22 protein-coding genes are annotated in these 23,063 nt (G+C 69.7%); 1 reads left to right on the forward strand and 21 read right to left on the reverse strand.

Annotated features, from left to right (window positions below):
- Nucleotides 1-2 precede the first annotated feature (2 nt).
- Genes hisG through rpe form a run of 3 tightly spaced genes read right to left on the reverse strand, consistent with a single transcriptional unit; the run spans nucleotide 3 to nucleotide 1,849 of the window.
- Complete coding sequence (gene hisG, locus C0012_RS09195) at nucleotides 3-845, reverse strand: ATP phosphoribosyltransferase (protein ID WP_110588930.1); 843 nt, start codon at nucleotides 843-845, stop codon at nucleotides 3-5.
- A 49-nt stretch (nucleotides 846-894) separates the two neighbouring features.
- Nucleotides 895-1,158 (reverse strand): phosphoribosyl-ATP diphosphatase, encoded by a 264-nt coding sequence (locus C0012_RS09200; protein WP_110588929.1) that lies wholly within the window; start codon nucleotides 1,156-1,158, stop codon nucleotides 895-897.
- 16 nt (nucleotides 1,159-1,174) lie between these two features.
- Nucleotides 1,175-1,849 (reverse strand): ribulose-phosphate 3-epimerase, encoded by a 675-nt coding sequence (gene rpe, locus C0012_RS09205; protein ID WP_269777934.1) that lies wholly within the window; start codon nucleotides 1,847-1,849, stop codon nucleotides 1,175-1,177.
- 61 nt (nucleotides 1,850-1,910) lie between these two features.
- On the opposite strand from rpe, the gene C0012_RS09210 reads away from it, so the two are divergent.
- Nucleotides 1,911-3,419: a hypothetical protein gene (locus tag C0012_RS09210; RefSeq protein WP_110588927.1), complete on the forward strand. Its 1,509-nt coding sequence runs from the start codon at nucleotides 1,911-1,913 to the stop codon at nucleotides 3,417-3,419.
- A gap of 8 nt (nucleotides 3,420-3,427) precedes the next feature.
- Here the strand turns inward: C0012_RS09210 and C0012_RS09215 are convergent, their stop codons facing one another.
- From C0012_RS09215 to aroC, 18 genes are all read right to left on the reverse strand, one after another.
- Complete coding sequence (locus C0012_RS09215; protein WP_110588926.1) at nucleotides 3,428-4,846, reverse strand: RsmB/NOP family class I SAM-dependent RNA methyltransferase; 1,419 nt, start codon at nucleotides 4,844-4,846, stop codon at nucleotides 3,428-3,430.
- Complete coding sequence (gene fmt / locus C0012_RS09220; protein WP_110589378.1) at nucleotides 4,843-5,781, reverse strand: methionyl-tRNA formyltransferase; 939 nt, start codon at nucleotides 5,779-5,781, stop codon at nucleotides 4,843-4,845. The genes C0012_RS09215 and fmt overlap by 4 nt, the downstream gene beginning before the upstream one ends.
- Before the next feature lie 26 nt (nucleotides 5,782-5,807).
- Entirely contained in the window at nucleotides 5,808-7,775 is a 1,968-nt protein-coding gene (locus tag C0012_RS09225) for a primosomal protein N' family DNA-binding protein (protein WP_232527850.1), read from the reverse strand.
- Between the two features lie 59 nt (nucleotides 7,776-7,834).
- Entirely contained in the window at nucleotides 7,835-9,025 is a 1,191-nt protein-coding gene (gene metK / locus C0012_RS09230) for a methionine adenosyltransferase (RefSeq protein WP_110588924.1), read from the reverse strand.
- Nucleotides 9,026-9,142: 117 nt separating this feature from the next.
- Nucleotides 9,143-9,400 carry a DNA-directed RNA polymerase subunit omega gene (gene rpoZ / locus C0012_RS09235; RefSeq protein ID WP_110588923.1) on the reverse strand — a complete coding sequence of 86 codons (258 nt, stop codon included), beginning with the start codon at nucleotides 9,398-9,400 and terminating at the stop codon, nucleotides 9,143-9,145.
- Between the two features lie 91 nt (nucleotides 9,401-9,491).
- Nucleotides 9,492-10,409 carry a guanylate kinase gene (gene gmk, locus C0012_RS09240; protein ID WP_110588922.1) on the reverse strand — a complete coding sequence of 306 codons (918 nt, stop codon included), beginning with the start codon at nucleotides 10,407-10,409 and terminating at the stop codon, nucleotides 9,492-9,494.
- Nucleotides 10,402-11,280, reverse strand: a complete 879-nt coding sequence (gene pyrF / locus C0012_RS09245) for an orotidine-5'-phosphate decarboxylase (RefSeq protein WP_110588921.1) — start codon at nucleotides 11,278-11,280, stop codon at nucleotides 10,402-10,404. The genes gmk and pyrF overlap by 8 nt, the downstream gene beginning before the upstream one ends.
- Nucleotides 11,277-14,558, reverse strand: coding sequence for a carbamoyl-phosphate synthase large subunit (gene carB / locus C0012_RS09250; protein ID WP_110588920.1), 3,282 nt, complete (start codon nucleotides 14,556-14,558; stop codon nucleotides 11,277-11,279). The genes pyrF and carB overlap by 4 nt, the downstream gene beginning before the upstream one ends.
- Nucleotides 14,551-15,729 carry a glutamine-hydrolyzing carbamoyl-phosphate synthase small subunit gene (carA, locus tag C0012_RS09255; RefSeq protein WP_110588919.1) on the reverse strand — a complete coding sequence of 393 codons (1,179 nt, stop codon included), beginning with the start codon at nucleotides 15,727-15,729 and terminating at the stop codon, nucleotides 14,551-14,553. Before carA ends, carB begins: the two co-directional genes overlap by 8 nt.
- The gene (locus tag C0012_RS09260) at nucleotides 15,726-16,229 is read right to left on the reverse strand and encodes a PH-like domain-containing protein (RefSeq protein ID WP_110588918.1); all 504 of its coding nucleotides are present in this window, start codon (nucleotides 16,227-16,229) and stop codon (nucleotides 15,726-15,728) included. Before C0012_RS09260 ends, carA begins: the two co-directional genes overlap by 4 nt.
- Entirely contained in the window at nucleotides 16,226-17,536 is a 1,311-nt protein-coding gene (locus C0012_RS09265; RefSeq protein WP_110588917.1) for a dihydroorotase, read from the reverse strand. Before C0012_RS09265 ends, C0012_RS09260 begins: the two co-directional genes overlap by 4 nt.
- On the reverse strand, nucleotides 17,533-18,504 hold the full coding sequence (locus C0012_RS09270) for an aspartate carbamoyltransferase catalytic subunit (RefSeq protein WP_110588916.1): 972 nt from the start codon (nucleotides 18,502-18,504) through the stop codon (nucleotides 17,533-17,535). The genes C0012_RS09265 and C0012_RS09270 overlap by 4 nt, the downstream gene beginning before the upstream one ends.
- A complete protein-coding gene (gene pyrR / locus C0012_RS09275) occupies nucleotides 18,504-19,049 on the reverse strand; it encodes a bifunctional pyr operon transcriptional regulator/uracil phosphoribosyltransferase PyrR (protein ID WP_110588915.1) in 546 nt (181 codons plus the stop codon). Before pyrR ends, C0012_RS09270 begins: the two co-directional genes overlap by 1 nt.
- A 67-nt stretch (nucleotides 19,050-19,116) precedes the next feature.
- Entirely contained in the window at nucleotides 19,117-19,527 is a 411-nt protein-coding gene (gene nusB / locus C0012_RS09280; protein WP_110588914.1) for a transcription antitermination factor NusB, read from the reverse strand.
- Between the two features lie 6 nt (nucleotides 19,528-19,533).
- Nucleotides 19,534-20,097 carry an elongation factor P gene (efp, locus tag C0012_RS09285; RefSeq protein WP_110588913.1) on the reverse strand — a complete coding sequence of 188 codons (564 nt, stop codon included), beginning with the start codon at nucleotides 20,095-20,097 and terminating at the stop codon, nucleotides 19,534-19,536.
- Between the two features lie 66 nt (nucleotides 20,098-20,163).
- Entirely contained in the window at nucleotides 20,164-21,282 is a 1,119-nt protein-coding gene (aroB, locus tag C0012_RS09290; RefSeq protein ID WP_110588912.1) for a 3-dehydroquinate synthase, read from the reverse strand.
- The gene (locus tag C0012_RS09295; protein WP_110588911.1) at nucleotides 21,275-21,832 is read right to left on the reverse strand and encodes a shikimate kinase; all 558 of its coding nucleotides are present in this window, start codon (nucleotides 21,830-21,832) and stop codon (nucleotides 21,275-21,277) included. The genes aroB and C0012_RS09295 overlap by 8 nt, the downstream gene beginning before the upstream one ends.
- On the reverse strand, nucleotides 21,825-23,033 hold the full coding sequence (gene aroC / locus C0012_RS09300) for a chorismate synthase (RefSeq protein ID WP_110588910.1): 1,209 nt from the start codon (nucleotides 23,031-23,033) through the stop codon (nucleotides 21,825-21,827). Before aroC ends, C0012_RS09295 begins: the two co-directional genes overlap by 8 nt.
- Nucleotides 23,034-23,063: the final 30 nt, after the last annotated feature.

Genomic DNA, 23,063 nt, shown 5'->3' on the forward strand with positions numbered 1-23,063 from the left:
CCTCACAGTCGCGCGTTGTCGATCGCGGTCACGAGCAGTGCCCGCGCGCCGAGAGCGTAGAGGTCGTCCATGATCCGGTTCGCCTCGAGCCGGGGCACCATGACGCGCACGGCGACCCAGCCTTCGCGCTGCAGAGGCGACACGGTCGGCGACTGCATGCCCTGCGCGACCTCGCTCGCACGGTCGAGCAGATCAGCCGGCAGATCGTAGTCGAGCATGACGTAGCGGCGCGCGACGAGGACACCGCGCAGACGGCGCAGCAGCGTGTCGACCCCCGCCGGGTCGCTCGGCCCCTGGATGAGGATGGCTTCGGACTCCAGCATGACGGGCCCGAAGATCTCGAGGCCTGCCTGCCGGAGCGTCGTCCCCGTCGACACGACGTCTGCCACGGCGTCGGCGACACCGAGACGGACGGCAGACTCGACCGCACCGTTCAGCGGCACCACGTCGACGGACACACCGTGTTCCGCGAGAAACGACTCGACGAGCCCCGCATAGCTCGTCGCCACGCGCTTGCCGTCGAGATCTTCGAGCGAAGCGAATCGGCCGGTGGGGGCGGCGAAGCGGAACGTCGAGTCGCCGAATCCGAGCGCCTCGATCTCGCGAGCCTCCGGTAGGCGCACATCGAGAAGCAGATCGCGGCCGGTCAGGCCGACGTCGAGCGCGCCGTGAGCGACATACGTCGCGATATCGCGGGGGCGCAGATAGAAGAACTCGACGCCGTTCGCGTCGTCGATGAGGTGCAGGGTCTTCGAGTCACGGCGAGTGGCATAGCCGGCCTCAGCCAGCATCTGCACGGCGGTCTCGGACAGCGAGCCCTTGTTGGGGATGGCGATACGCAGCACGGGTGGGGTCTTTCCTGATCGGTGGGCGTGGCGGAACGGCGAACGCGGATCAGAGATGTCGATAGACGTCGTCGAGGCTGAGCCCCTTCGCGAGCATCATCACCTGCAGGTGATACAGGAGCTGGGACATCTCCTCGGCCGTCTCCGCGTCGGACTGGTACTCCGACGCCATCCAGACCTCGGCAGCTTCCTCGACGATCTTCTTGCCGATGAAATGCACGCCGCGATCCAGCTCGTCGACGGTGCCGGATCCCTCGGGGCGGGTCTGTGCCTTCTCGCTCAGCTCGGCGAACAGGTCCTCGAACGTCTTCACCCGTCCAGGCTACCGCTCAGTGGCTGTGCGCTCGCGCCAGCTCCCGCAGCTGGGCAATGCGCGCGTCGATGTCGTCGGCGCCGAACACGGCCGAGCCCGCGACGAAGGTGTCCGCTCCGGCCGCGGCGGCCTGCTCGATCGTGCCCGGGCCGATGCCGCCGTCGACCTGCAGCCAGACGTCGGCACCCGTCCGTGAGGCTGCCTCGCGCAGCTCCGCCAGCTTCGGCATCGTCTCCGGCATGAAGCTCTGCCCACCGAACCCCGGCTCGACCGTCATCACGAGCACCTGGTCGAACTCGCCGAGATGGTCGAGAAGCGGTTCCACCGACGTGCCGGGCTTCGCCGCGATTCCCGCACGCGCGCCGATGTCGCGGATCCGTCGTGCGAGGGCGATGGGATCCCGTGCCGCCTCGACATGGAAGGTGACGGAGGCCGCGCCGATCTCGGCGTAGCCGGGAGCCCAGCGATCCGGATCGCTGATCATGAGGTGCACGTCCAACGGGATCGGGCTCGTCGCCTGCACGCGCTCGACCATCTGCGGGCCGAAGGTGAGGTTCGGCACGAAATGGTTGTCCATGACGTCGACGTGCACGAGGTCGGCCCCCGCGATGCGCTCGAGGTCGCGCTGCATGTTCACGAAGTCGGCGGACAGGATGCTCGGGTTGATGCGCGGGGCTCCGGGAAGTGTCACCCCGTCATTATCCCCGGGTCGCCGTCGGTAGTGTGAAGCGAGCATTCGAGGGGGTGGGGAATTGGGCGATTTCCCGTGGCAGAAGGGCGGGCACCGCGACGACACGTTCCGCTGGGACAGGCGGATGCCGTGGCAGCGGGACGGCGAGCCGAGCCCTTCCGAGCACGGCGACGAGGCGGAGGCAGCTTCCGATGTCTCGGTCTCGGAAGTCACGTCTCCGGAGGAAACGTCCCCGGAGAGGCTCTCCCCGGAGGCCGCGTCTCCGGAGGAACTGTTCTCGGAGGAGATCTCCCCTGCGCCCCCGTCCGGCTCCGAAACGGGCGGCGAGAAGGCCGGCATCCAGGACACGACGGCGCGCCCGTCGACCGGGCGTTCCGCCCCCGCCACGGAGCAACCGGCCGCCACACCCTCGACGCCCGAGCCGTCATCGGAGCCCGAGCGGAACCCGTTTCTTCGCCCCGCGGCGCCTCACGGATCGTCGCGGGCACCGCGCACGGCTCGTCCTGCGAAGAGGGGATTCCGGATCGCGGCGTGGACCGTGGGCGGCGCCGTCGCCCTTCCTGTGATCTTCGGTGTGATCGGCTCGGCGATCGGCGACGGCGACGACAACGGCGGCGATCGCGAGGCGGCACCGGAAGTGCCTCAGCAGGAGATCGCGCAGATCACGCATGATTTCTTTGCGGCGGTTTCGGATGCCGATCTCGACGAGGCAATGGCCCGGCTCGACGTCGACCACGAACCCGACGGAGACTATGAGAGCCATGCCCTGCTCACGCAGGAAGTCCTCGACGGCATCTCTCAACGGGCGCCGATATCCGATATCTCGATCGGCGAGGTGTCCCCCGACCCGGAGCACGACTGGCGCGCGACGGTCGAGGTCGGCTATCGCCTCGGCGACGGTCCGCACACGGTCCACGAGATCGAGGTTTACGAGTCGGCGTGGGCGACGACGGACTGGGCCATCGCTCCTGTGAACTTCTCACAGTGGCTGTCCCCCGAGACGCTGCCCACGGAGCTCCAGATCGAGGGGGTTCCGATCGACGAAGAGAACCGGTACGTCCTCCTCCCCGGACTGTACGAGTTCGACACGGGATCCGATCGGACGACGCTCTGGGCCGCCGACGAGAACGGCGATCAGGTGCTGTTCGAGGATCGGCTTCTCGCGATCCCCGGGGCCTGGGAGGCGATCGTCGGCACCGAGATCACGGAGGAAGGGCGTCGACAGGTCATCGCGGCGGTCGACGCGTCACTCGATGCGTGCGTCGCCGAGGACACCCTCGAGACGGCCTGCGGATCCCTCGACGCCAACGCGTTCGGCGGCGGGATCCCGATCGACGGGACGCTCCGCCGCGAGCTCACGTACGACGTCGGTGCCGAAGCCGTCGTCTCGCTGCACTTCGACGATCCGAGCACGGCCATCGCTTACCGCTCCGTCACGATCGGGACGACGGCGAGATGCGCCGATGGCGACGACGAGGTCGAGTGCGTCGCCGACGAGCTTCTCGAACGGGCGGTCATCGACGTCTCCGACCCCGACCTTCGGGTGCGATGGGAGAGCGACGCCCCCTGAGCAGGCGGTCAGCGTCGCCGCAGGAGCGCGAGGAACATGGCATCGGTCCCGTGACGATGGGGCCAGAGCTGAGCGACGGGGAGCCCCTCATCGCGCGTCCCGAGTTCCAGACGCTCGCGAGACACGGCCTGCAGAGCGGCCGGCGCGTCGAGCATCTCGACGGCGTCGCCCCGGCGCTCGACGACGGTGCGGACGACCGCGCTCGTCTCGGCCAGGTGGGGCGAGCACGTGACGTAGGCGACGATGCCGCCCGGCGCGAGCGCCTCCACGGCGGCGTCAAGGAGCTCCTCCTGCAGAGCCGCGAGCCCGCCGACGTCGTCGGGTCGCTTGCGCCAGCGCGCCTCCGGGCGGCGACGCAACGCGCCGAGGCCCGTGCAGGGCGCGTCGACGAGGATCCGATCGAATTCTCCTGCGTTCTCCCTCGCAAGCTCACGTCCGTCACGCTCATGGACGGGGACGTCGCCCGGAACGGCCTCGAGCGCTCTGCGCACCAGGCCCGCGCGCGCGGGCACGACTTCGTTCGCTTCGAGGTGCGCGCCGACGGTGCGCGCCTCCGCCGCGAGGAGCGCCGTCTTGCCGCCGGGCCCGGCGCACAGGTCGAGCCACCGCTCTCCGACGTGCACAGGATCGAGCCGCGCGAGCGCGAGGGCGACGAGCTGGGATCCCTCGTCCTGTACGCGCTGTGCACCACGAGAAGCGCGTACGAGCCCCTCGGGGTCGCCCGCAGGCGCGCGAAAGCCGATGGGCGAGAAGGGTGTGCGCGGCGGGACCGGCTCCGCGAGATCAGGCAGGGCCGCCATCGTGACGGCCGGAGAGGAGTTGTCGGCAGCAAGCAGCTCGTCGAGCTCATCGGCACGCCCCTCGGCGGCCAGAGAGCGGCGAAGTGCGCGCACGATCCACACCGGATGCGACGTCGTCCGCCCCAGCGCCTCGTCGTCGCTCCGCGCCGCAGCCACGATCGCATCGTGCCATTCGCCAGGAGTGTCCCGAGAGATCCGACGGAGCACGGCGTTGGCGAATCCGGCCGCACCACGGCCGCTTGCGCGCCGCGCGAGCACGACGGCCTCATTGACGGCGGCGTGCGAGGCGACCCGCGTCGCCAGCAGCTGATGAGCACCGAGCCGGAGCGCATCGAGGACCCCCGCGTCGATCGCAGAGACCTCGCGGCCGGACGCAAGCTCGATGATCGCGTCGTACATGCCTCGCCCGCGCAGTGTGCCGTAGGTGAGTTCGGTCGCCAGAGCGGCGTCGCCGGCCGAGAGGCCGGCCCGCTCGATCTCAGCGGGCAGAAGCAGGTTCGCATAGGCGTCGTCTGATTCGACGGCGCGGAGCACGCGGAAAGCGACCTCTCTGGACGCCTGCACGACCTCGGGTGCGTCGCCTCGCCCCCGGCGCGGGTGCGGAGCTCGCCGGCGCGCGCCGCTCATGCGCCGAGAACCACCGCGTCGCGGAGACCGCGGTGCCAGTCGGCGGCCGCCATCGCGGGCTTGCCCGAGGGCTGGACGCGTTCGACGAGGATCGGCATCGTGCCGGTTCCCACAAGCACCCCGCCCCGGGTCGAGGAGACCGCCCCGGGGGCGAGCGCCTCCGTGGCATCCGACCTCCGCGCGGCGAGGATCTTGAACCGCTCCCCCGCAAGCGTCGTATGTGCACCGGGCTCGGGGGTCACGCCGCGGAACCGCGCCAGCACTTCGTCAGCCGAGGCGTCCCAGCGAAGCCGGGCGTCGTCGAGCGAGAGCTTCGGCGCGAATGTGGGCGTGCCACGCTGGGGCTCAGCGACGGCCGTGCCACCCTCGATCCCTGCGACCGTGTCGACAAGCAGCTCCGCTCCCGAGCCTGCGAGCGAGGTCAGGACATCACCGGCCGTGTCGTCGGCCCCGGGCGCGTGGACGCGAACACCGAACACGTCCCCGGCGTCGAGCTCGGGAACGAGGCGGAAAACGCTTGACCCCGTCTCGGAGTCGCCCGCGATGAGCGCGTGCTGCACGGGCGCTGCTCCGCGCCAACGCGGCAGCAGCGAGAAGTGCAGATTGATCCACCCGTGGTCCGGAGCCGACAGCAGCGGCTCGCGTACGAGCCCGCCATAGGCGACGATCACACCGAGATCGGGCGCGAAGTCCTGGATCCGAGCGGTCGCTTCGTCGTCGAGCCGCGCGGCCTTCACGACGGGAAGGCCCAGTTCGTCCGCGGCGCGCGCGACGGGCGAAGGCGTGAGGATGCGGCGACGACCCAGGGGCGCGTCGGGCCGCGTCACGACCGCGGCGATCTCATGGCCCGCAGCGTGCAGAGCATGCAGCGAGGGGACGGCGACGTCGGGGGTCCCGGCGAAGACGATGCGAAGACGATCGCTGGTGTGCGGCATGACGAGGGGCGTCCTTTCGACGGGGCTCACAGCTCGGGATCGACGACATCGAGCCGCACTGCGAGTGTATTGGCCGGACTCCGAGTGCGACCCGAGTTCTCCTCGCGGCGAGGGCGTCGCGAGCGCGATGTCACGGCCGCCTGCACGACCGAGGCGCGGAGGCTCCGTGCGACGTCGGCCCCGCGCGCGTAGTCGAAGCGCACGAGCGCGCGCACCCGCTTGCGCCCAGCGATCTCGTCCGTCGGCACCGGGCCCAGCACGGCATCGTCGGGCAGATCCGGCACATCGACTCGGAGGCGCGCCAAGGCATCGGACATCTGCGGCACGTCACCCTCGATGCGCGCGACCCGTGACGCCGGCGGCATCTTCACCGGCGCGCGCTCCGCGAGCTCGGCACGCGCGTAGGCAGGGTGTGTCCACGTCGCGAGGGCGCGCGCCACGGGGCCGGTCACCCCGACGAGATGGATCGTCGCATCGGGCGACGCGAGGGCCGCCGCATTCGACCATCCGCGGAGACACGCCTCGCCGATGCGGAGATCGGGCGCCTGCAGCATCCTCTCGCCGTCGAGGAGCAGCACCGCCCGGTAACCCCGCGGCGTCCACGGCTCGGCCCCGCGCGTCGCAACGACGAGGGCCGGCGCATCGTCAACCCTCTCGACGGGATGCGCGCCGTCTGCGACGATCACGCGGACGCCGGGAAATGCCCGTCCGAGTTCGTCCGCTGTGCGCTCAGAACCGCTCGACGCCAGCCGCACGCGTGTCGAGGCGCACTGCGCACACTGCCACCCGTGCGCCGAGCGCCCGCACCAGCCGCAACTCGGCGTCGCGCCGCGTGCCGGGGCGAACAGCGGGCCTCCGCACGGCGCACAGCGTGCCGGCGCGCGACACTCGGCGCAGACGAGCGTCGGTGCGTATCCGGGGCGCGCGACCTGTACGAGGACGGGCCCGTGTTCGATCGCCTCGCGCGCCGTGCGGAATGCCGCCGACGGGATCCGCGCCGTGTTCGGTGAATCCTGCGGGGCGGCGAGGACGACGCGCGGCGTGACGCGCCGCGCGGGCAGCACCTCGGTCACGAAGCCGATGCCGATGAGGCGCTCGACGTCCGAGGACCGTGTATGACCGCAGAATACGAGCGCCCCGCCTTCGAGGCGTTGTCGCACGAGAGCGGCGTCGCGGGCATGCACATACGGCGCGAGCGGTTCTTCGAACAGTCCGTCGCCGTCGTCCCAGAGAGCAACGAGTCCGGCATCGGCGACGGGCGCGAGCACGGCGGATCTGTTGCCGATGACGACGCAGGGCGTCGGCTCGAGCGTGCGCAGATAGTTCGCGTAGCGCTCGGGCCCCGGCTGCCGGGCGTCGATGCGCACGACGGCCTCGCTCGGGAGAACCTCGCGCACGGCTTCCTCGAGGCGCGTCAGGTCACGGTGATCAGGAACGGCGAGGATCGACGACCGCCCGCCCGCAAGGGTCGTCGCCGCGGCAGCGGCGAGAAGCCGCGCCCAGGAGGGCGTGCCGCCCGTCGCTCCCGGAGGCGCATCGAACGCGACGCGCTCCTCCCCCGCGAGGCGCGCGGCCAGGCCGGGAAACGCGTCGAGTTCCGCCTCAACCCGGACGAGCGCCTCGGCAGCCACCGCGGGAGTGTCGCGTCCTTCGCGCCCCAGCCACGCCTTCTCGGCACGCACCATGCGCCGCGGGATCGCGAGACGCAGCACATCGATCTCCGAGCCCGCGGCCCGGTCGGCGATCGCCCGCGCGAGCGCGTGCAGCCGCGCGGGCAAGACCTGGGCGGCCGAGATCACGGTCTCGATCTCTGCGAGGGCGCGCTCCGCGTCGGGCTCTTCGCCGACATCGACGATGAAGCCCTGCAGCACACGCCCCGCACTGCGCAGCGGCACCTTCACCCGGACCCCCGGGCGTGCCTCGTCCACGAGCTCGGCCGGGATCGCGTAGTCGAAGAGCCGGTCCAGCTGCGGGAGCGGCGAGTCGACGATCACACGCGCGATCGGGCGCGGTGAGCGCCTCGACTCGTCGGCGTGCGCGACCACGGACGCCGTCAGAGCCCCGCGGCTGCTCGCAGCTGTTCAACGCGGTCGGTCCGCTCCCACGTGAAGTCGGGAAGCTCGCGGCCGAAGTGACCGTAGGCGGCCGTCTGCGCATAGATGGGACGCAGAAGATCGAGATCGCGCACGATCGCCGCCGGGCGCAGATCGAACACCTCGTCGATGGCCTGGGTGATCACCGCATCGCTCACCGCGCCCGTGCCGAAGGTCTCGACGTACAGCCCGACCGGATGTGCCTTGCCGATCGCATAGGCGATCTGCACCTCGAGCCGTTCGGCGAGCCCGGCGGCGACAGCGTTCTTCGCGACCCAGCGCATGGCGTATGCGGCCGAGCGATCGACCTTGGACGGGTCCTTGCCGCTGAAAGCGCCGCCACCGTGCCGCGACGCGCCGCCGTAGGTGTCGATGATGATCTTCCGCCCGGTCAGCCCCGCGTCGGCCTTGGGGCCGCCGAGTGTGAAACTGCCGGAGGGGTTGATGTGCAGCGCGAGCCCCGAGGTGTCGAGCCCCGTGTCCTCGAGAACGGGACGGATGACGAGTCGCTCCACCGCTTCGGCCAGATCGGACTGCGAGATGTCCGGGCTGTGCTGCGTGGAGAGCACGACCGTCTCGACCGTGCGCGGCGTGTGCCCCTCGTAGCCGAGCGTGACCTGGGTCTTGCCATCGGGGCGCAGGAAGGCGAGCTCTCCCGAACGACGCACCTTCGTCAGTCGCTCGGCCAGACGATGCGCCGTCCAGATCGCCATCGGCATATAGCTGGGGGTCTCGTTCGTCGCGTACCCGAACATGATGCCCTGGTCGCCCGCGCCCTGCTCATCCAACGCGTCGCCGTCATCGCCGCCGCGGTGCTCCGCGCTCGTCGTCACGCCGTCGCCGATCTCCCGCGACTGCTCCCCGACCGAGACGGTCACGCCACACGAATCGGCGTCGAAGCCCATATCGCTGGAGGTGTACCCGATGCGGCGAATGACGTCGCGCACGATCGTCTGCACGTCGGCGTACCCCTCGGTGCGGATCTCGCCCGCGACGTGCACAAGGCCTGTCGTCACGAGCGTCTCGACGGCGACGCGCGCGTCGGGATCCTGCGCGAGGAGCGCGTCGAGCACGCTGTCGCTGATCTGATCGCAGATCTTGTCGGGGTGTCCTTCGGTGACCGACTCGGAGGTGAAAAGGCGCAGGCTCATCGCGGATCCTCGAAAAGTGCGTGGGCGAATGGGACGGCAGGAAACGTGCCGAGACAGAGTATGCCGAGGACCCCCGACAAACGAATGACGGGGGCCCTCAGAACGCGGACGGGAGCGTCACTCCCCGATGTGGCGCAGGCGCAGCTTGTCCTGGTGGATCTCGCGCAGCGCGATCGAGAGCGGCTTGTCCTCGACGGCCGAGTCGACGAGCGGCCCGACGTTGTCGAACAGCGACCCCTCCTGGAGGTCGGTGTAGTAGTCGTTGATCTGACGCGCCCGCTTCGAGCTGTAGATCACGAGCTGGTACTTCGAGTCGACGCGGTCGAGAAGCTCGTCGATCGGCGGATCGATGATGCCCTTGTTCTCCGTGGCCATAGTTCTCCTTCTGTTTTCTCGCGCGCGGCATGCGACCGGAGGTCGCTCACCATGTGAGGCAGGCGGGATCTTCTCTCGCGAAGAGGGAACGTCACGCCCCCGGGCGCGCGGACGCCTGCATCAAGTCTACGACCTGCCGAGCCGCATCGGCGACGTCCTCGTTCACGATGCGGTAGTCGAACTCACCCTGAGCGGCGAGCTCCGCGCGAGCCGTGCGCAAGCGACGCGCGCGCTCTTCCTCGTCTTCGGTTCCGCGGCCGACCAACCGGCTCACAAGCTCGTCCCAGGTCGGCGGGAGCAGGAACACGAGGGTCGCGCGCGGCTCCGACGCCCGTACCTGGAAGGCGCCCTGCATGTCGATCTCGAGCAGCACCGACCGCCCCTCGGCGAGGGCGCGGTCGATGGGCCCCCGGGGCGTTCCGTAACGATGCGTGCCGTGTACGGTCGCCCATTCGAGGAGCTCGTGCTCGGCGACCATGCGGTCGAACTCGGCATCGTCGACGAAGTAGTAGTGGCGGCCGTTCTCCTCGCCGGGGCGCGGCGCGCGCGTCGTCGCCGAGACCGACAGGAGCACGTCGGGATGGTTCTCGCGGATATGCGTCGCGACGGTGCCCTTGCCCACGGCAGTCGGGCCCGCCAGCACCACGAGGCTGCTGCGTCCAGGGCGCGGCTCAGGCTCGGGAGAACGGTCGTCCAGCCACCCGCGCAGCGCGTCACGCTGGCGTGATCCCAGCCCGCCCAGGCGCTTGACGGGTGAGATCTGCAGCTCCGCGAGGATCCTGTCGCGCTTGCCCTCGCCGATCGCCGGGAGCGAGGTGAGGAACTCCGGAACGCGCAGCGTCCCGGCCGCCGACGACGAATCCGCGACGGCTCGGCGCAGCACCTCCTGCGGTGTGACGACGCGCGTCGCGAGGTCACGCTTCAGACTGGCGCGGGCACGGCGGGCCGCGACGGCCTTGCGGGAGGCGGCGACACGGTCGACCTCGGGCGGGCGGAGTGTCTCAGTCATCCTTCGGCTCCCGGCTCTCGCTCCCCCGGTGTGCTCGCGCCCTGCGGGCGGCATGAGCATGTTCATCGATCACGTCTCCGATCCTGTCGGATCCAGCCGAGAGAATGCTCCGGCTCTCGCTCATGAGAACGGCGTCGGCCATCGGCCCGTAGATGCGAGCCGCATCATCCGGGCGGGCCCCCTGATGGCCGAAGCCAGGCCCCAGGATCGGCGCGACGGGCGCGTACGGCGCGATGCCGGCGGAGGCCCAGTCGACCGTGGCGCCGATCACGAAACCGGCGCTGCCCCACTCATCCGGCCGTGCGTGGGCGGCGTTGAGCGACGACACCTCGTCGATGACGCGCTGCGAGACGCTCCGGCCCTCGGGATCCGTCGAGCGCTGCACGCCCGCCGCCTCCGGATTGCTCGTGGCCGCGAGAACGAAGACGCCCTTTCCGTGCTCGTATGCGGTCGAGACGGTGCCCGTGAGCGCGCCCACGCCGAGGAAAGGGCTGACCGTCAGCGCATCGGCCTCGAGCGGTGCGCCCGGCGTGAGCCAGGCACGGGCGTATGCGTCCATCGTCGAGCCGATGTCGCCGCGTTTCGCGTCCGCGATGACGAGCAGGCCCGCGGAACGAGCCTCCCGCATCACATCCTCGAGCGCCGCGAGCCCCGCGGATCCGTGGCGCTCGAAGAAGGACACCTGCGGCTTCACGAACGCGAGCCTCTCTGCCGCGGCCTCGACGACGCGCAGGCCGAACTCGCGCACGCCGTTCGCGTCCTGCGCGAGATCCCACTCGTCGAGCAGGGCCGGATGCGGGTCGACGCCGACGCACAGCGGCCCGCGCCGGTCGATGCCGGCGCGGGCGCGCTGCCCGAAGCTCGTCGTCACGCGGCGCGCTCCGCCTGGAACTCCTGCAGGCTCTTGACGGCGAAGCCGCCCGACATCGAGTCCATGGCGCTCACGGCCGCACCCAGCGTGGCGATCGTCGTGAACAGGGCCTTGTCGGCGCCGACCGCCGCCGCACGGATCTCGTAGCCGTCCGCACGGGCCGACATTCCGCTCGGCGTGTTGACGATGATGTCTACCTCGCCGCGGGTGATGAGGTCGACGATGTTGTCCTCGCCGCTCTCCTGTGTCGCCGAGTACTTCTGGACCACCTCTACGGCGATGCCGTTGCGCGCCAGGATCTCGGCCGTGCCCTCGGTCGCGAGGAGACGGAAGCCGAGCTGCCGCAGCCGGTGAGCCGGCAGGATCACGTCGCGCTTGTCGCTGTCGGCGACCGAGATGAAGACGGTCCCCTCCAGGGGGATGCCGCCGTACGCCGCCGACTGACTCTTGGCGAAGGCGGTCGGGAAATCGCGATCGATGCCCATGACCTCGCCCGTCGAACGCATCTCGGGCCCCAGCACCGAGTCGACGATGAGGCCCTCGGCCGTGCGGAAGCGCTTGAACGGCAGCACGGCCTCCTTCACGGCGACAGGCGCGTCGATCGGCACCGCGGATCCATCCGCCTCCGGCAGCAGGCCCTCGGCGCGGAGCTCGGCGATCGTCGACCCCGCCATCACGCGGCTCGCCGCCTTCGCGAGCTGGATCCCGAGCGCCTTCGACACAAACGGCACGGTGCGGCTCGCACGCGGGTTCGCCTCGATGACGTAGAGCACACCTGCGCTGATCGCGTACTGCACGTTGAGCAGCCCGCGCACACCCACGCCCTCGGCGATCGCCCGCGTGGCGTGGACGACACGCTCGATCTCGCTGCGTCCGAGCGACATGGGCGGCAGCGTGCACGACGAGTCACCCGAGTGGATCCCGGCCTCCTCAAGATGCTCCATGATGCCGCCGATGTAGAGGTCCTCGCCGTCGAAGATGGCGTCGACGTCGATCTCCACAGCGTCGTCCAGGAAGCGGTCCACGAGCAGCGGCGCGTCAGGGCCGATGATGGCGCTCGCGGCGATCCGGTCGAAGTAGTCGTGGAGACTCTCGGTGTCGTAGACGATCTCCATCCCGCGCCCTCCCAGAACGAAGGACGGGCGCACGAGTACGGGGTAGCCGATGTCCTCGGCGATCACGACCGCCTCGTCGACGCTCGTCGCCGTGCCGTTGCGGGGCGCCACGAGCGCGCCGCGCTCCAGGATCTCGCCGAACAGCTTGCGGTCCTCGGCGAGGTCGATCGCCGCAGGGCTCGTGCCGAGGATCGTGTACCCGGCGTCCTGGATCCCCTGTGCGAGGCCCAGCGGCGTCTGCCCGCCGAGCTGGCAGATCACGCCGACGATCTCGCCCGACTGCGCCTCGGCGTAGAGGACCTCGAGGACGTCCTCCAGCGTCAAGGGCTCGAAGTACAGGCGGTCCGAGGTGTCGTAGTCGGTCGACACGGTCTCGGGGTTGCAGTTGATCATGACCGTCTCGAAGCCCGCGTCGCTCAGAGCGAACGAGGCATGCACGCACGAGTAGTCGAACTCGACGCCCTGACCGATGCGGTTGGGGCCCGAGCCGATGATGACGGCCTTCCGGCGATCGCTCGGCGCGACCTCCGTCTCGGCGTCATAGGACGAGTAGTGGTACGGCGTCAGAGCGGGGAACTCTCCGGCGCAGGTGTCGACCGTCTTGAAGACCGGGCGCACCCCGAGCCCGTAACGAGCATCGCGGACATCTTCCTCGCTCAGGCCACGCAGCTCAGCGATCTGCGCGTCCGAGAAGCCGTGTTCCTTCGCAAGCCGCAGCACGCGCTCGTCGAGCTCACCCGCGGCGGCGATCGCGCCAGCCACCTCGTTGATGAGCACGATCTGGTCGATGAACCAGGGGTCGATCTTCGTGGACTCGAAGACCTGCTCGGCCGTTGCGCCGAGCCGCAGTGCCTGCTGCACATCGACGATCCGGCCGTCTGTCGGAGTGCGCATCGAGTCGAGCAGCTCGTCCACCGAGCGCGTCTCCTCGCCCCAGTGGAAGCTGGATCCGCGCTTCTCGACCGAGCGCAGCGCCTTCTGCAGCGCCGTCGCGTAGTTGCGACCGATCGCCATCGCCTCGCCGACCGACTTCATGGTCGTCGTGAGAGTCGGATCCGCCGCCGGGAACTTCTCGAAGGCGAAGCGCGGAACCTTCACCACGACGTAATCGAGCGTCGGCTCGAAGGATGCCGGCGTCTGCTTCGTGATGTCGTTGGGCACCTCATCGAGGCGGTAGCCAAGCGCGAGCTTCGCCGCGAGCTTGGCGATCGGGAATCCCGTCGCCTTCGAGGCGAGCGCCGACGATCGGGACACGCGCGGGTTCATCTCGATGACGATGATGCGTCCGTCATCGGGGTTGATCGCGAACTGGATGTTGCAGCCGCCCGTGTCGACGCCGACGGCGCGGATGATGTCGATTCCGATGTCGCGCAGCGACTGGTACTCGCGGTCGGTGAGCGTGAGGGACGGCGCGACGGTGATCGAGTCGCCCGTGTGCACGCCGACGGGGTCGACGTTCTCGATCGAGCAGACGACGACCGTGTTGTCGGCCGTGTCGCGCATGAGCTCGAGCTCGTATTCCTTCCACCCGAGGATCGACTCCTCGAGCAGAACTTCGGTCGTGGTCGACTCGACGAGACCCTGCCCGGCCATGCGGCGCAGCTCCGCCTCGTCGTGCGCGAAGCCCGAGCCGAGGCCTCCCATCGTGAAGGAGGGGCGCACGACAAGCGGGTAGCCGAGCTCGTCGGCCGCCGCCAGCACCTCGTCCATCGTGTGGGCGATGCGGCTGCGGGCGACGTCTGCCCCCGACTCGACCACGAGCTCCTTGAAGACCTGGCGGTCCTCACCCTTGCGGATCGCCTCGACGTTCGCTCCGATGAGCTCCACGTCGTGCTTCTCGAGCAGACCGCGGTCGTGGAGCGCCATGGCGGCGTTGAGGGCCGTCTGCCCGCCGAGAGTGGGAAGGATCGCGTCCGGACGCTCCTTGATGATGATCGACTCGATCACCTCGGGCGTGATCGGCTCGATGTACGTCGCATCGGCGAAGTCGGGATCGGTCATGATCGTCGCCGGGTTCGAGTTGACGAGGATGACACGCACGCCCTCCTCGCGCAGCACACGGCAGGCCTGCGTGCCGGAATAGTCGAATTCGCACGCCTGGCCGATGACAATCGGCCCGGAGCCGATGACGAGGACGGAGGAGATGTCGTCGCGCTTAGGCATGGGCGCCCTTCTTGCTGAGGGTCTCGATGACGAGATCCCGGAAACGGTCGAACAGGTAGTTGGCGTCGTGCGGACCGCCCGCAGCCTCGGGGTGGTACTGCACGCTGAAAGCGGGGATGTCGAGCGCCTGGAGGCCCTCGACGACGTCGTCGTTGAGGCCGACGTGGCTGACCTCGACGCGTCCGAATCCGGCGGGGCTGTCGAAGACGCCCTCGAGAGGAGCGTCCACCGCGAAGCCGTGATTGTGCGCCGTGATCTCGACGCGGCCCGTCTGCTTGTCGCGCACGGGCTGGTTGATGCCACGGTGGCCGAACGGCAGCTTGTAGGTCCCGAGACCGAGCGCGCGCCCGAAGAGCTGGTTTCCGAAGCAGATGCCGAAGAACGGCAGACCGTCGCGCAGAACACCGCGGAGGAGCTCGACGTGCGCGTCCGAGGCGGACGGGTCACCCGGGCCGTTCGAGTAGAAGACAGCGACGGGATCGATCGCCCACAGCTCGTCGGCCGTCACCTGCTGGGGAAGCACGTGCACCTCGAAGCCGCGTCGCGCGAGATTGTCGATCGTCGCCTGCTTGATGCCGAGGTCGATGACCGCGAGGTTGCCCAGCTTCTCGCCCTCAGCAGGCGTCACCGCGGCGACCTCGACCGACACCTCGGACGAGAGGTTTCGACCCGACATCTCGGGTGCTTCACGCACGAGGCGCAGCTGTTCCTCGGCCGGCAGCTCGGCCGCGTCACCGGAGAACACGCCCCCGCGCATGGATCCCTCGGAGCGGATGCGCCGCGTGACGGCGCGTGTGTCGATTCCGGAGATTCCGACGATCCCGTCGCGCGCGAGCGCCGCGTCGAGAGATTCGTCCGCTCGCCAATTCGACACGACGCGCGAGGGGTCCCGCACGATGTAGCCGGCGACCCAGATGCGTCGGGACTCGGGATCCTCTGCGTTCACGCCGGTGTTGCCGATGTGCGGCGCCGTCTGGAGAACGATCTGTCCCGCGTACGACGGGTCGGTGAGGGTCTCCTGGTATCCGGTCATCCCGGTCGAGAACACGACCTCGCCGAGCGTCGTGCCGCGCGCGCCGTAGGCGGCGCCCGCGTAGCGGGTGCCGTCTTCGAGGACGAGGACGGCCGAATCCCGCTCGAGGAGGGAAATGGCGGAGTCGGTGGGGGTCATGATGTCGCTCCCGTGGGTGTGCCCGCCGCCGAGATGTCGTCGATCGCGCTCTCGAGGAGGGCGGGATCGTCGTCCGGCAGGCGGAGGTAGGTGTCGAATGTCTGGGATCCGTCGCTCCAGGCGACGAGGACGAGGCCGTCACGCTCGACGACCCGGTCGATCGTCCACGTCGCGCGCCCCGCGCCGAGGAGTCGAGCGGCGGGAATGAAGATCGGGCTCTCCCCCGGCATCGCGAGCCCAAGGCCTGCCGAGGTCACCGTGATGTCGGCCCGTGATCGGAAGGCGAGAGGCCGTGCCGCGACGCGATCGAGCGGTGCGTCGTGACGGGTCGTGGCAACGAGCAGGCCGGAGAACGATGCGAGGATCTCGCCCGAGAGCTCGCCGAAAGGCACGCGCACTCCGGCATCGCGCCGGGTTCGTCGTCGCCAGCCCCACGCCATGAGTGCGAGCGCGATGAGCGCGAGCGCCACCATCACGAGCGACGCCGCCTCGCGGGTCATGCTCGCCCCCCGGGGAGGTCGACGATCTCGCCGTCGGCGAGCGTCGCCTGGCCGCGATGGATCGTCCATCGCACGCTGCCGGGGAGTTCTCGTCCGAGGTACGGGGAGTTGGTGCTGCGCCCACGAAGATCGTCCGACGAGAACGGCGCGCGCGGAGCCGGATCATAGAGCGTGAGCTCGGCCGGCTGACCGGCCGCGATCGGCGTGCCGTGTCCGTCCAGTCCGCCGATACGGGCCGGAGCCTCGGACAGCACGCGCGCGACGTCGGAGAAGTCGAACGGCCCATCCGCGATCATCGTGTCGTGCACGACGCGCAGGGCGCTCTCGAGCCCCACCATCCCGTGCGCGGCGGCGGCCCATTCGGCGCTCTTCGCCTCGGAGGGGTGGGGGGCGTGATCGGTCGCGACGATATCGATCGTGCCGTCAGCGAGCCCCTCGCGCACGGCGCGCACGTCCTCTTCACGTCGCAGCGGCGGATTCACCTTGAACCGCGCATCGTATCCGCGGGCGCTCTCGTCCGTGAGAAGAAGATGATGCGGAGTCACCTCTGCAGTGACGGCGATCCCACGCTTCTTCGCCCAGCGGACGATGTCGACGCTGCCCGCCGTCGAGAGGTGGCACACGTGCAGCCGGGATCCGACATGCTCGGCGAGGAGCACATCACGCGCGATGATCGACTCCTCGGCCACCGCGGGCCACCCGGGCAGGCCGAGCTCCGCCGACACGGCACCCTCGTTCATCTGCGCGCCCTCCGTGAGACGCGGATCCTGGGCGTGCTGCGCAACGACGCCGCCGAAGGACTTCACATACTCGAGCGCGCGACGCATGAGCAGCGGATCCCACACACAGAAGCCGTCGTCGCTGAACACCCGCACACGGGCGCGGGAGTGTGCCATCGCGCCGAGCTCCGCGAGCCGTTCGCCCTTCTGCCCGACCGTGACAGCGCCGATCGGCTGCACGGTCGCGTACCCGGCCGACTCTCCGAGCGCGGCGACCTGCTCCACGACGCCGGCCGTGTCGGCGACGGGATGCGTGTTCGGCATCGCGAAGACGGCGGTGAATCCACCGGCCGCCGCGGCCCGCGTGCCGGTTGCGACGGTCTCGCTCGCTTCGAAGCCCGGCTCACGCAGGTGGGTGTGCAGATCGACGAGACCCGGCAGCGCGACGAGGCCGTCCGCGTCGATCGCGCGCGCGCCGGCTCGGCTGAGCCCCGTGCCGATCTCAGCGATCCGTCCCTCCTCGATGAGGATGTCGGCCCGCTCGGCGCCCACGATCGACGCGCCCTGGATGAGGAGCACCTCGCTCATCGGTCCTCCTTCGTCTCGGTTTCCGTGTGCTCTCCTGCCAGCAGCAGATAGAGCACGGCCATTCGCACGGACACTCCGTTCGCGACCTGCTCGCGTACCGTGGCGCGAGGCGAGTCGGCGGCTGCGGCGCAGATCTCCAGCCCCCGATTCATGGGCCCGGGGTGCATCACGATCGTATCGTTCGGCAGCTTCTGGAACCTCACCGGATCGAGGCCCCACAGGCGCGCGTACTCGCGCTCGCTGGGGAAGAAGGATCCCGACATGCGCTCGGTCTGGATGCGGAGCATCATGAGCGCGTCGGGGGCCGCATCGATCGCCTCGTCAAGGCTGTACACGACGCGCGCCGGCCAGAGCGACACATCCTGCGGCACGAGCGTCGGCGGCGCGACGAGAGTCACGTCGGCGCCGAGCGCGTCGAGCAGCCAGACGTTGGATCGCGCGACGCGCGAGTGCAGCACGTCCCCGACGATCGCGACGCGATATCCGGCGAGGTCACGGCCGCGGCTCGCATCCGCGCCGTATCGCCGCCGGCGCATCGTGAAGGCGTCGAGAAGCGCCTGCGTCGGGTGCTCGTGCGTGCCGTCCCCCGCGTTGACCACGCCCGCATCGATCCAGCCGCTCGCGGCGAGGGTGCGCGGAGCGCCGGAGGCGCCGTGACGCACCACGACCGCGTCGGCGCCCATCGCCTCCAGCGTCTGAGCCGTGTCCTGCAGGGTCTCCCCCTTCGACACGCTGGAGCCCTTCGCGGAGAAGTTGATCACATCGGCCGAAAGCCGCTTCGCCGCCGCTTCGAATGAGATGCGCGTCCGCGTCGAGTCCTCGAAGAAGAGGTTCACGACGGTCTTGCCACGCAGCGTCGGCAGCTTCTTCACCTGGCGGCTCTGCGTCGCGGCCATGTCCTCCGCGACATCGAGGATCCGGATCGCCTCGTCGCGCGTGAGCGAGCGGGTATCGAGCAGGTGCCGCATCACGCGTCCTCCCCCGCAGCAGCGATCGTGACCTCGTCGACCCCGTCGACCTCGGTCACGGAAACGTTCACGCGCTCCGTGCGCGCTGACGGAAGGTTTTTGCCGACGAAGTCGGGGCGGATCGGCAGCTCGCGGTGTCCGCGGTCGATGAGGATCGCGAGGCGCACGGCCGACGGGCGGCCGATATCGCCGAGCGCGTCGAGCGCCGCGCGGATCGACCGGCCCGAGAAGAGCACATCGTCCACGAGCACGACCACGCGTCCATCGATGCCGCCGTCCGGAATCGAGGTCGGGCGCGGAGCGCGCGTCGGGTGCTTCGCCAGATCGTCTCGGTACATCGTGACGTCGAGCTGCCCGACGGCGACCGGGGCGCCGCCGAAGCGCTCGATGAGCGTCGCAAGTCGATCGGCGAGTGAAACGCCGCGGGTCGGGATCCCGAGGAGCACGAGCCCATCGGGCCCCTTGTTCGACTCGAGGATCTCGTGCGCGATGCGCGTGAGCGCACGCGAGATGTCGGCTTCATGCAGCACGGTTCTCGTGCCCATCTGCCGCTCCCTTCTCCGCCTCACGGGACGGGGTTAAAGGTGCAGGTGTCGCGTGAGAGCAGTCTACTCAGTTCGATCGCGCGATGCGCGCCAGCACGCCGTGGACGAACGCGCCGGATTCCTCGGTCGAGAGCTCCTTGGCGAGCTCGACCGCCTCGTCGATCGCCACGGCCGTGGGCACCTCGTCGTTGAAGACGAGCTCCCAGGTCGCGAGGCGCAGCAGCGCCCGATCCACGGCAGGCATGCGCTCGAGCTTCCAGTCGCGACTGTGCGCGGTGATCTGCTCGTCGATCTCGCCCGCGTGGTCCACGACGCCGTCGACGATCTCACGCGCATACAGCCAGGACGACTGACGTTCGGGCTCGCTTGCGGCCCGCTTCGCCTCGGCGGCGAGGGCGACGGCAAGGTCGTCGCCCCGCACATCGGCGGAGAAGAGGAGGTTCAGCGCGCGGCGGCGCGCCTTGGTGCGTGCGCTCACAGGGCGTCAGTCGTTGACACGGCTGAGGTACTCACCCGTGCGCGTGTCGACCTTGACCTTCGTGCCTTCGCCCACGAAGAGCGGCACCTGGATCTCGGCACCGGTCTCGACCGTCGCGGGCTTCGTGCCCGCGTTGGAGCGGTCGCCCTGCAGGCCGGGCTCGGTGTACGTGATCTCCAGGACCACCGACGGGGGCAGCTCAGCGTAGAGCGGCTGACCGTCGTGCATCGCGATCGTGACCATCATGTTCTCGAGCATGAAGCGGGCCTGGTCCCCGACGAGCGCCGTCGGGACGTTGATCTGGTCGTAGTCGGACACGTCCATGAAGACGAACGACTCGCCGTCGTTGTACAGGTACTGATAGTCGCGGCGATCGACGTTCTGGATGTCGACCTTCGAGCCGGCGTTGAAGGTCTTGTCGACGATCTTGCCCGAGACGACGTTCTTCAGCTTCGTGCGGACGAACGCGCCACCCTTGCCCGGCTTCACGTGCTGGAACTCCACGACGCTCCAGAGCTGTCCGTCGATCGAAAGGACGACGCCGTTGCGGATATCTGCAGTGGATGCCATGAAAGAGGAGTTCCGTTTCGTGATTGTGAGGTGTGCGAGGGCCGCAGTCGGACCCGAGGGATGATCCTATCGCGAACCCGTCTGGACGATTCCGCCCTGCTGCTCTTCGGCGACCTCCTGGTACGCCGCGAAGAGCAGCGACTGATCGGGCGCCTGTAGGACCGAGGGCTTCCCGAGGTCGTCGAGAACGATGAAGCGCAGCTGACCTGCGCGCGCCTTCTTGTCGCGCTGCATCGTCGCGTGAAGCTGATTCCACGCGCCCGCGCGGTAGCTCGTCGGCAGACCGAGAAGAGTGAGGATCCGGCGATGCCGGTCGACGGCCGCGTCGCTCAGGCGACCCGCGAGTCGCGAGAGCTCGGCCGCGAACATCATGCCGATCGAGATCGCGGCACCGTGTCGCCACTGGTAACGCTCGGCGTGCTCGATCGCGTGCCCGAGAGTGTGTCCGTAGTTGAGCGTCTCGCGCAGACCCGCCTCACGGAAGTCCTCGCCGACGACGTCAGCCTTCATCTGGATCGCAAGTTCGATGCATCGACGGAACTCGGCTCCCGTGACGTCGAGCGCGCGCTCGGGGTCGGACTCGACGATGTCGAGGATCTCGGGGAAGCGGATGAATCCCGCCTTGAGCACCTCCGCGAAACCGGCCTTCAGCTCGTTCAGCGGCAGCGGCTCGAGCATCTCGAGATCGCACAGGACGGCCCGCGGCGACCAGAACGCTCCGACGAGGTTCTTGCCCTCCGCCGTGTTGATGCCGGTCTTCCCGCCGATGGCCGCGTCGACCATGCCGAGCACGCTCGTCGGCACCTGGACGACGGCCACCCCGCGCAGCCACGTCGCGGCCGCGAATCCTGCAAGATCGGTCGCCGCTCCCCCGCCGACCCCGACGATCGCGTCGGTACGGGTGAAGTCGGCCTGCCCGAGGATCCCCCAGAGGAAGGAGGCGACCTCGACGCGCTTGGCTGACTCGGCGTCCGGGATCTCGGCGAGGAGAACCTCGAGGTCACCGTCCGCCAGCAGCTCCTCGCGAAGATCGTTCACGATGCGTCCGAGCGTCGGCTGGTGCACGATGAGCACCTTCTTCGCCTCGGACGGCAGCGCCGCGCGGAGCAGGTGGCGCGCCCCGTGCCCGACGGTGACGTCGTAGCCGGGCGTGCCGTCGACGTGGATCGCCGTGTGCTCAGTCATGGGCTTCCTCTCTTGTGTCGTCGGCGCCCGGGGCGGCGTCGCCGAGGCGCGCGGCCGCCCACGCAGCCGCACCCTCGACGACCTCCCGCAGCGGGCCGCGCGACGTGTCGTATGTGATGTCGGCCAGCTCTTCGTAGATCGGCCGGCGCTCGGCCGCGATCCGCCGCCATTCCTCGAGCGGATCGCCCTGGTTCAGAAGCGGTCTCTTCGCGCCGCGTATTCGAGACGCGACCGTGCGATCGGACACCGTCAGCAACACCACGAGGTGCGCGGCGAGATCGGACCGCGTGTCGGGATCCAGCACCGCGCCCCCGCCGAGGGCGACGACGCCACCTTCCCTCAACGCACGGCGCACCGCCTCGCGCTCGAGCCGCCGGAACTCGGCTTCACCCCGCGCAGCGAACAGGTCGGAGATCCGGCCGTGCTCCGCGACGATGAGACTGTCGGTATCGGTGAAAGAGACGCCGAGGCGCTTCGCGACGCGCCTCCCGATGCTCGACTTTCCGGACCCCATCGGGCCGATGAAGACGAGCGACGGTCCGTCAGTCATGCGGGATCGAGTGGGACGCGCTTCGCAGGGTCTCCGGGATCGCTGCGAGGTACGACTCGACGTTGCGGCGGGTCTCCGCGATGGAGTCGCCGCCGAACTTCTCGAGCACGACGTCGGCCAGCGTGATCGCGACCATCGCCTCCGCCACGACGCCGGAGGCAGGGACCGCGCAGACATCGGAGCGCTGGTGATGTGCGGTCGCCACATCGCCGGTCGCGACGTCGATCGTGTCGAGCGCCCGCGGCACGGTCGCGATGGGCTTCATTCCGGCCCGCACGCGAAGGGTGGTGCCGGTCGACATGCCGCCCTCGGTCCCGCCCGCGCGGTCAGACCCGCGTGCGACGCCGTCGTCCGACGGATAGAGCGCATCGTGCGCGGCCGATCCACGACGCCGGGTCGTCTCGAACCCGTCGCCGACCTCGACGCCCTTGATCGCCTGGATGCTCATCAGCGCCTGGGCGAGCTTGCCGTCGAGCCGGCGGTCCCAGTGCACGTGCGAGCCGAGCCCCGGGGGCAGTCCGTACGCGAGCACCTCGACGATGCCGCCGAGCGTGTCGCCCGCCTTGCGGGCGTCGTCGATCTCGGCGACCATCCGCGCGGACGTCTCGCCGTGGAAGCAGCGCAGCGGATCCGCGTCGAGCGTCGCCACGTCGTCGGGCGTCGGAACGGGCGCGCCCTCGGGCGCAGCGACGGGGCCGATCGAGAGAGTGTGGCTCACGAGTCGGATCCCGAGCTCACCGAGGAACTTCCGCGCGACGGCTCCGAGAGCGACACGAGCCGCCGTCTCGCGGGCGCTCGCACGCTCGAGGACGGGACGCGCCTCGTCGAAGTCGTACTTCTGCATGCCGACAAGATCGGCGTGACCGGGACGGGGGCGCGTGAGAGGGGCGCCGCGACCACGCGACTTCTCACTGAGCTCGGTCGGCTCGGCGCTCATCACCTCGGTCCACTTCGGCCACTCGGTGTTGCCGATGCGCAGCGCGACGGGGCTGCCCATCGTGAGTCCGTGTCGGATGCCCCCCGAAAGGGTGAGCTCGTCTTGCTCGAACTTCATGCGCGACCCCCGGCCGTAGCCGAGCTTGCGACGCTGCAGATCGTCCTGGATGTCCTGGGGAGATACGGGCACGCCAGAGGGGAGGCCCTCCATGATGGCGACGAGTTCGGGGCCGTGAGATTCGCCGGCCGTCAGCACGCGGAGCATGCCTTCCAGCCTAGAGGCACACGAGACCAC

This window comes from Microbacterium suaedae (assembly GCF_003254645.1).
GTDB lineage: Bacteria > Actinomycetota > Actinomycetes > Actinomycetales > Microbacteriaceae > Microbacterium > Microbacterium suaedae.

Excerpts from the sequence above, each read along its gene's own strand:
- C0012_RS09295 (WP_110588911.1), bottom strand. The coding sequence starts at position 21,832 with ATGACTGACGGACCGTCGCTCGTCTTCATCGGCCCGATGGGGTCCGGA.
- aroC (WP_110588910.1), bottom strand. The coding sequence starts at position 23,033 with ATGCTCCGCGTGCTGACGGCCGGCGAATCTCACGGCCCCGAACTCGTC.
- C0012_RS09270 (WP_110588916.1), bottom strand. The coding sequence starts at position 18,504 with ATGCGGCACCTGCTCGATACCCGCTCGCTCACGCGCGACGAGGCGATC.
- carA (WP_110588919.1), bottom strand. The coding sequence starts at position 15,729 with ATGACCCCCACCGACTCCGCCATTTCCCTCCTCGAGCGGGATTCGGCC.
- C0012_RS09265 (WP_110588917.1), bottom strand. The coding sequence starts at position 17,536 with ATGAGCGAGGTGCTCCTCATCCAGGGCGCGTCGATCGTGGGCGCCGAG.
- pyrR (WP_110588915.1), bottom strand. The coding sequence starts at position 19,049 with ATGGGCACGAGAACCGTGCTGCATGAAGCCGACATCTCGCGTGCGCTC.
- C0012_RS09215 (WP_110588926.1), bottom strand. The coding sequence starts at position 4,846 with ATGAGCGGCGCGCGCCGGCGAGCTCCGCACCCGCGCCGGGGGCGAGGC.
- aroB (WP_110588912.1), bottom strand. The coding sequence starts at position 21,282 with ATGACTGAGCACACGGCGATCCACGTCGACGGCACGCCCGGCTACGAC.
- carB (WP_110588920.1), bottom strand. The coding sequence starts at position 14,558 with ATGCCTAAGCGCGACGACATCTCCTCCGTCCTCGTCATCGGCTCCGGG.
- metK (WP_110588924.1), bottom strand. The coding sequence starts at position 9,025 with ATGAGCCTGCGCCTTTTCACCTCCGAGTCGGTCACCGAAGGACACCCC.
- C0012_RS09260 (WP_110588918.1), bottom strand. The coding sequence starts at position 16,229 with ATGACCCGCGAGGCGGCGTCGCTCGTGATGGTGGCGCTCGCGCTCATC.
- gmk (WP_110588922.1), bottom strand. The coding sequence starts at position 10,409 with ATGACTGAGACACTCCGCCCGCCCGAGGTCGACCGTGTCGCCGCCTCC.
- fmt (WP_110589378.1), bottom strand. The coding sequence starts at position 5,781 with ATGCCGCACACCAGCGATCGTCTTCGCATCGTCTTCGCCGGGACCCCC.
- rpoZ (WP_110588923.1), bottom strand. The coding sequence starts at position 9,400 with ATGGCCACGGAGAACAAGGGCATCATCGATCCGCCGATCGACGAGCTT.
- efp (WP_110588913.1), bottom strand. The coding sequence starts at position 20,097 with ATGGCATCCACTGCAGATATCCGCAACGGCGTCGTCCTTTCGATCGAC.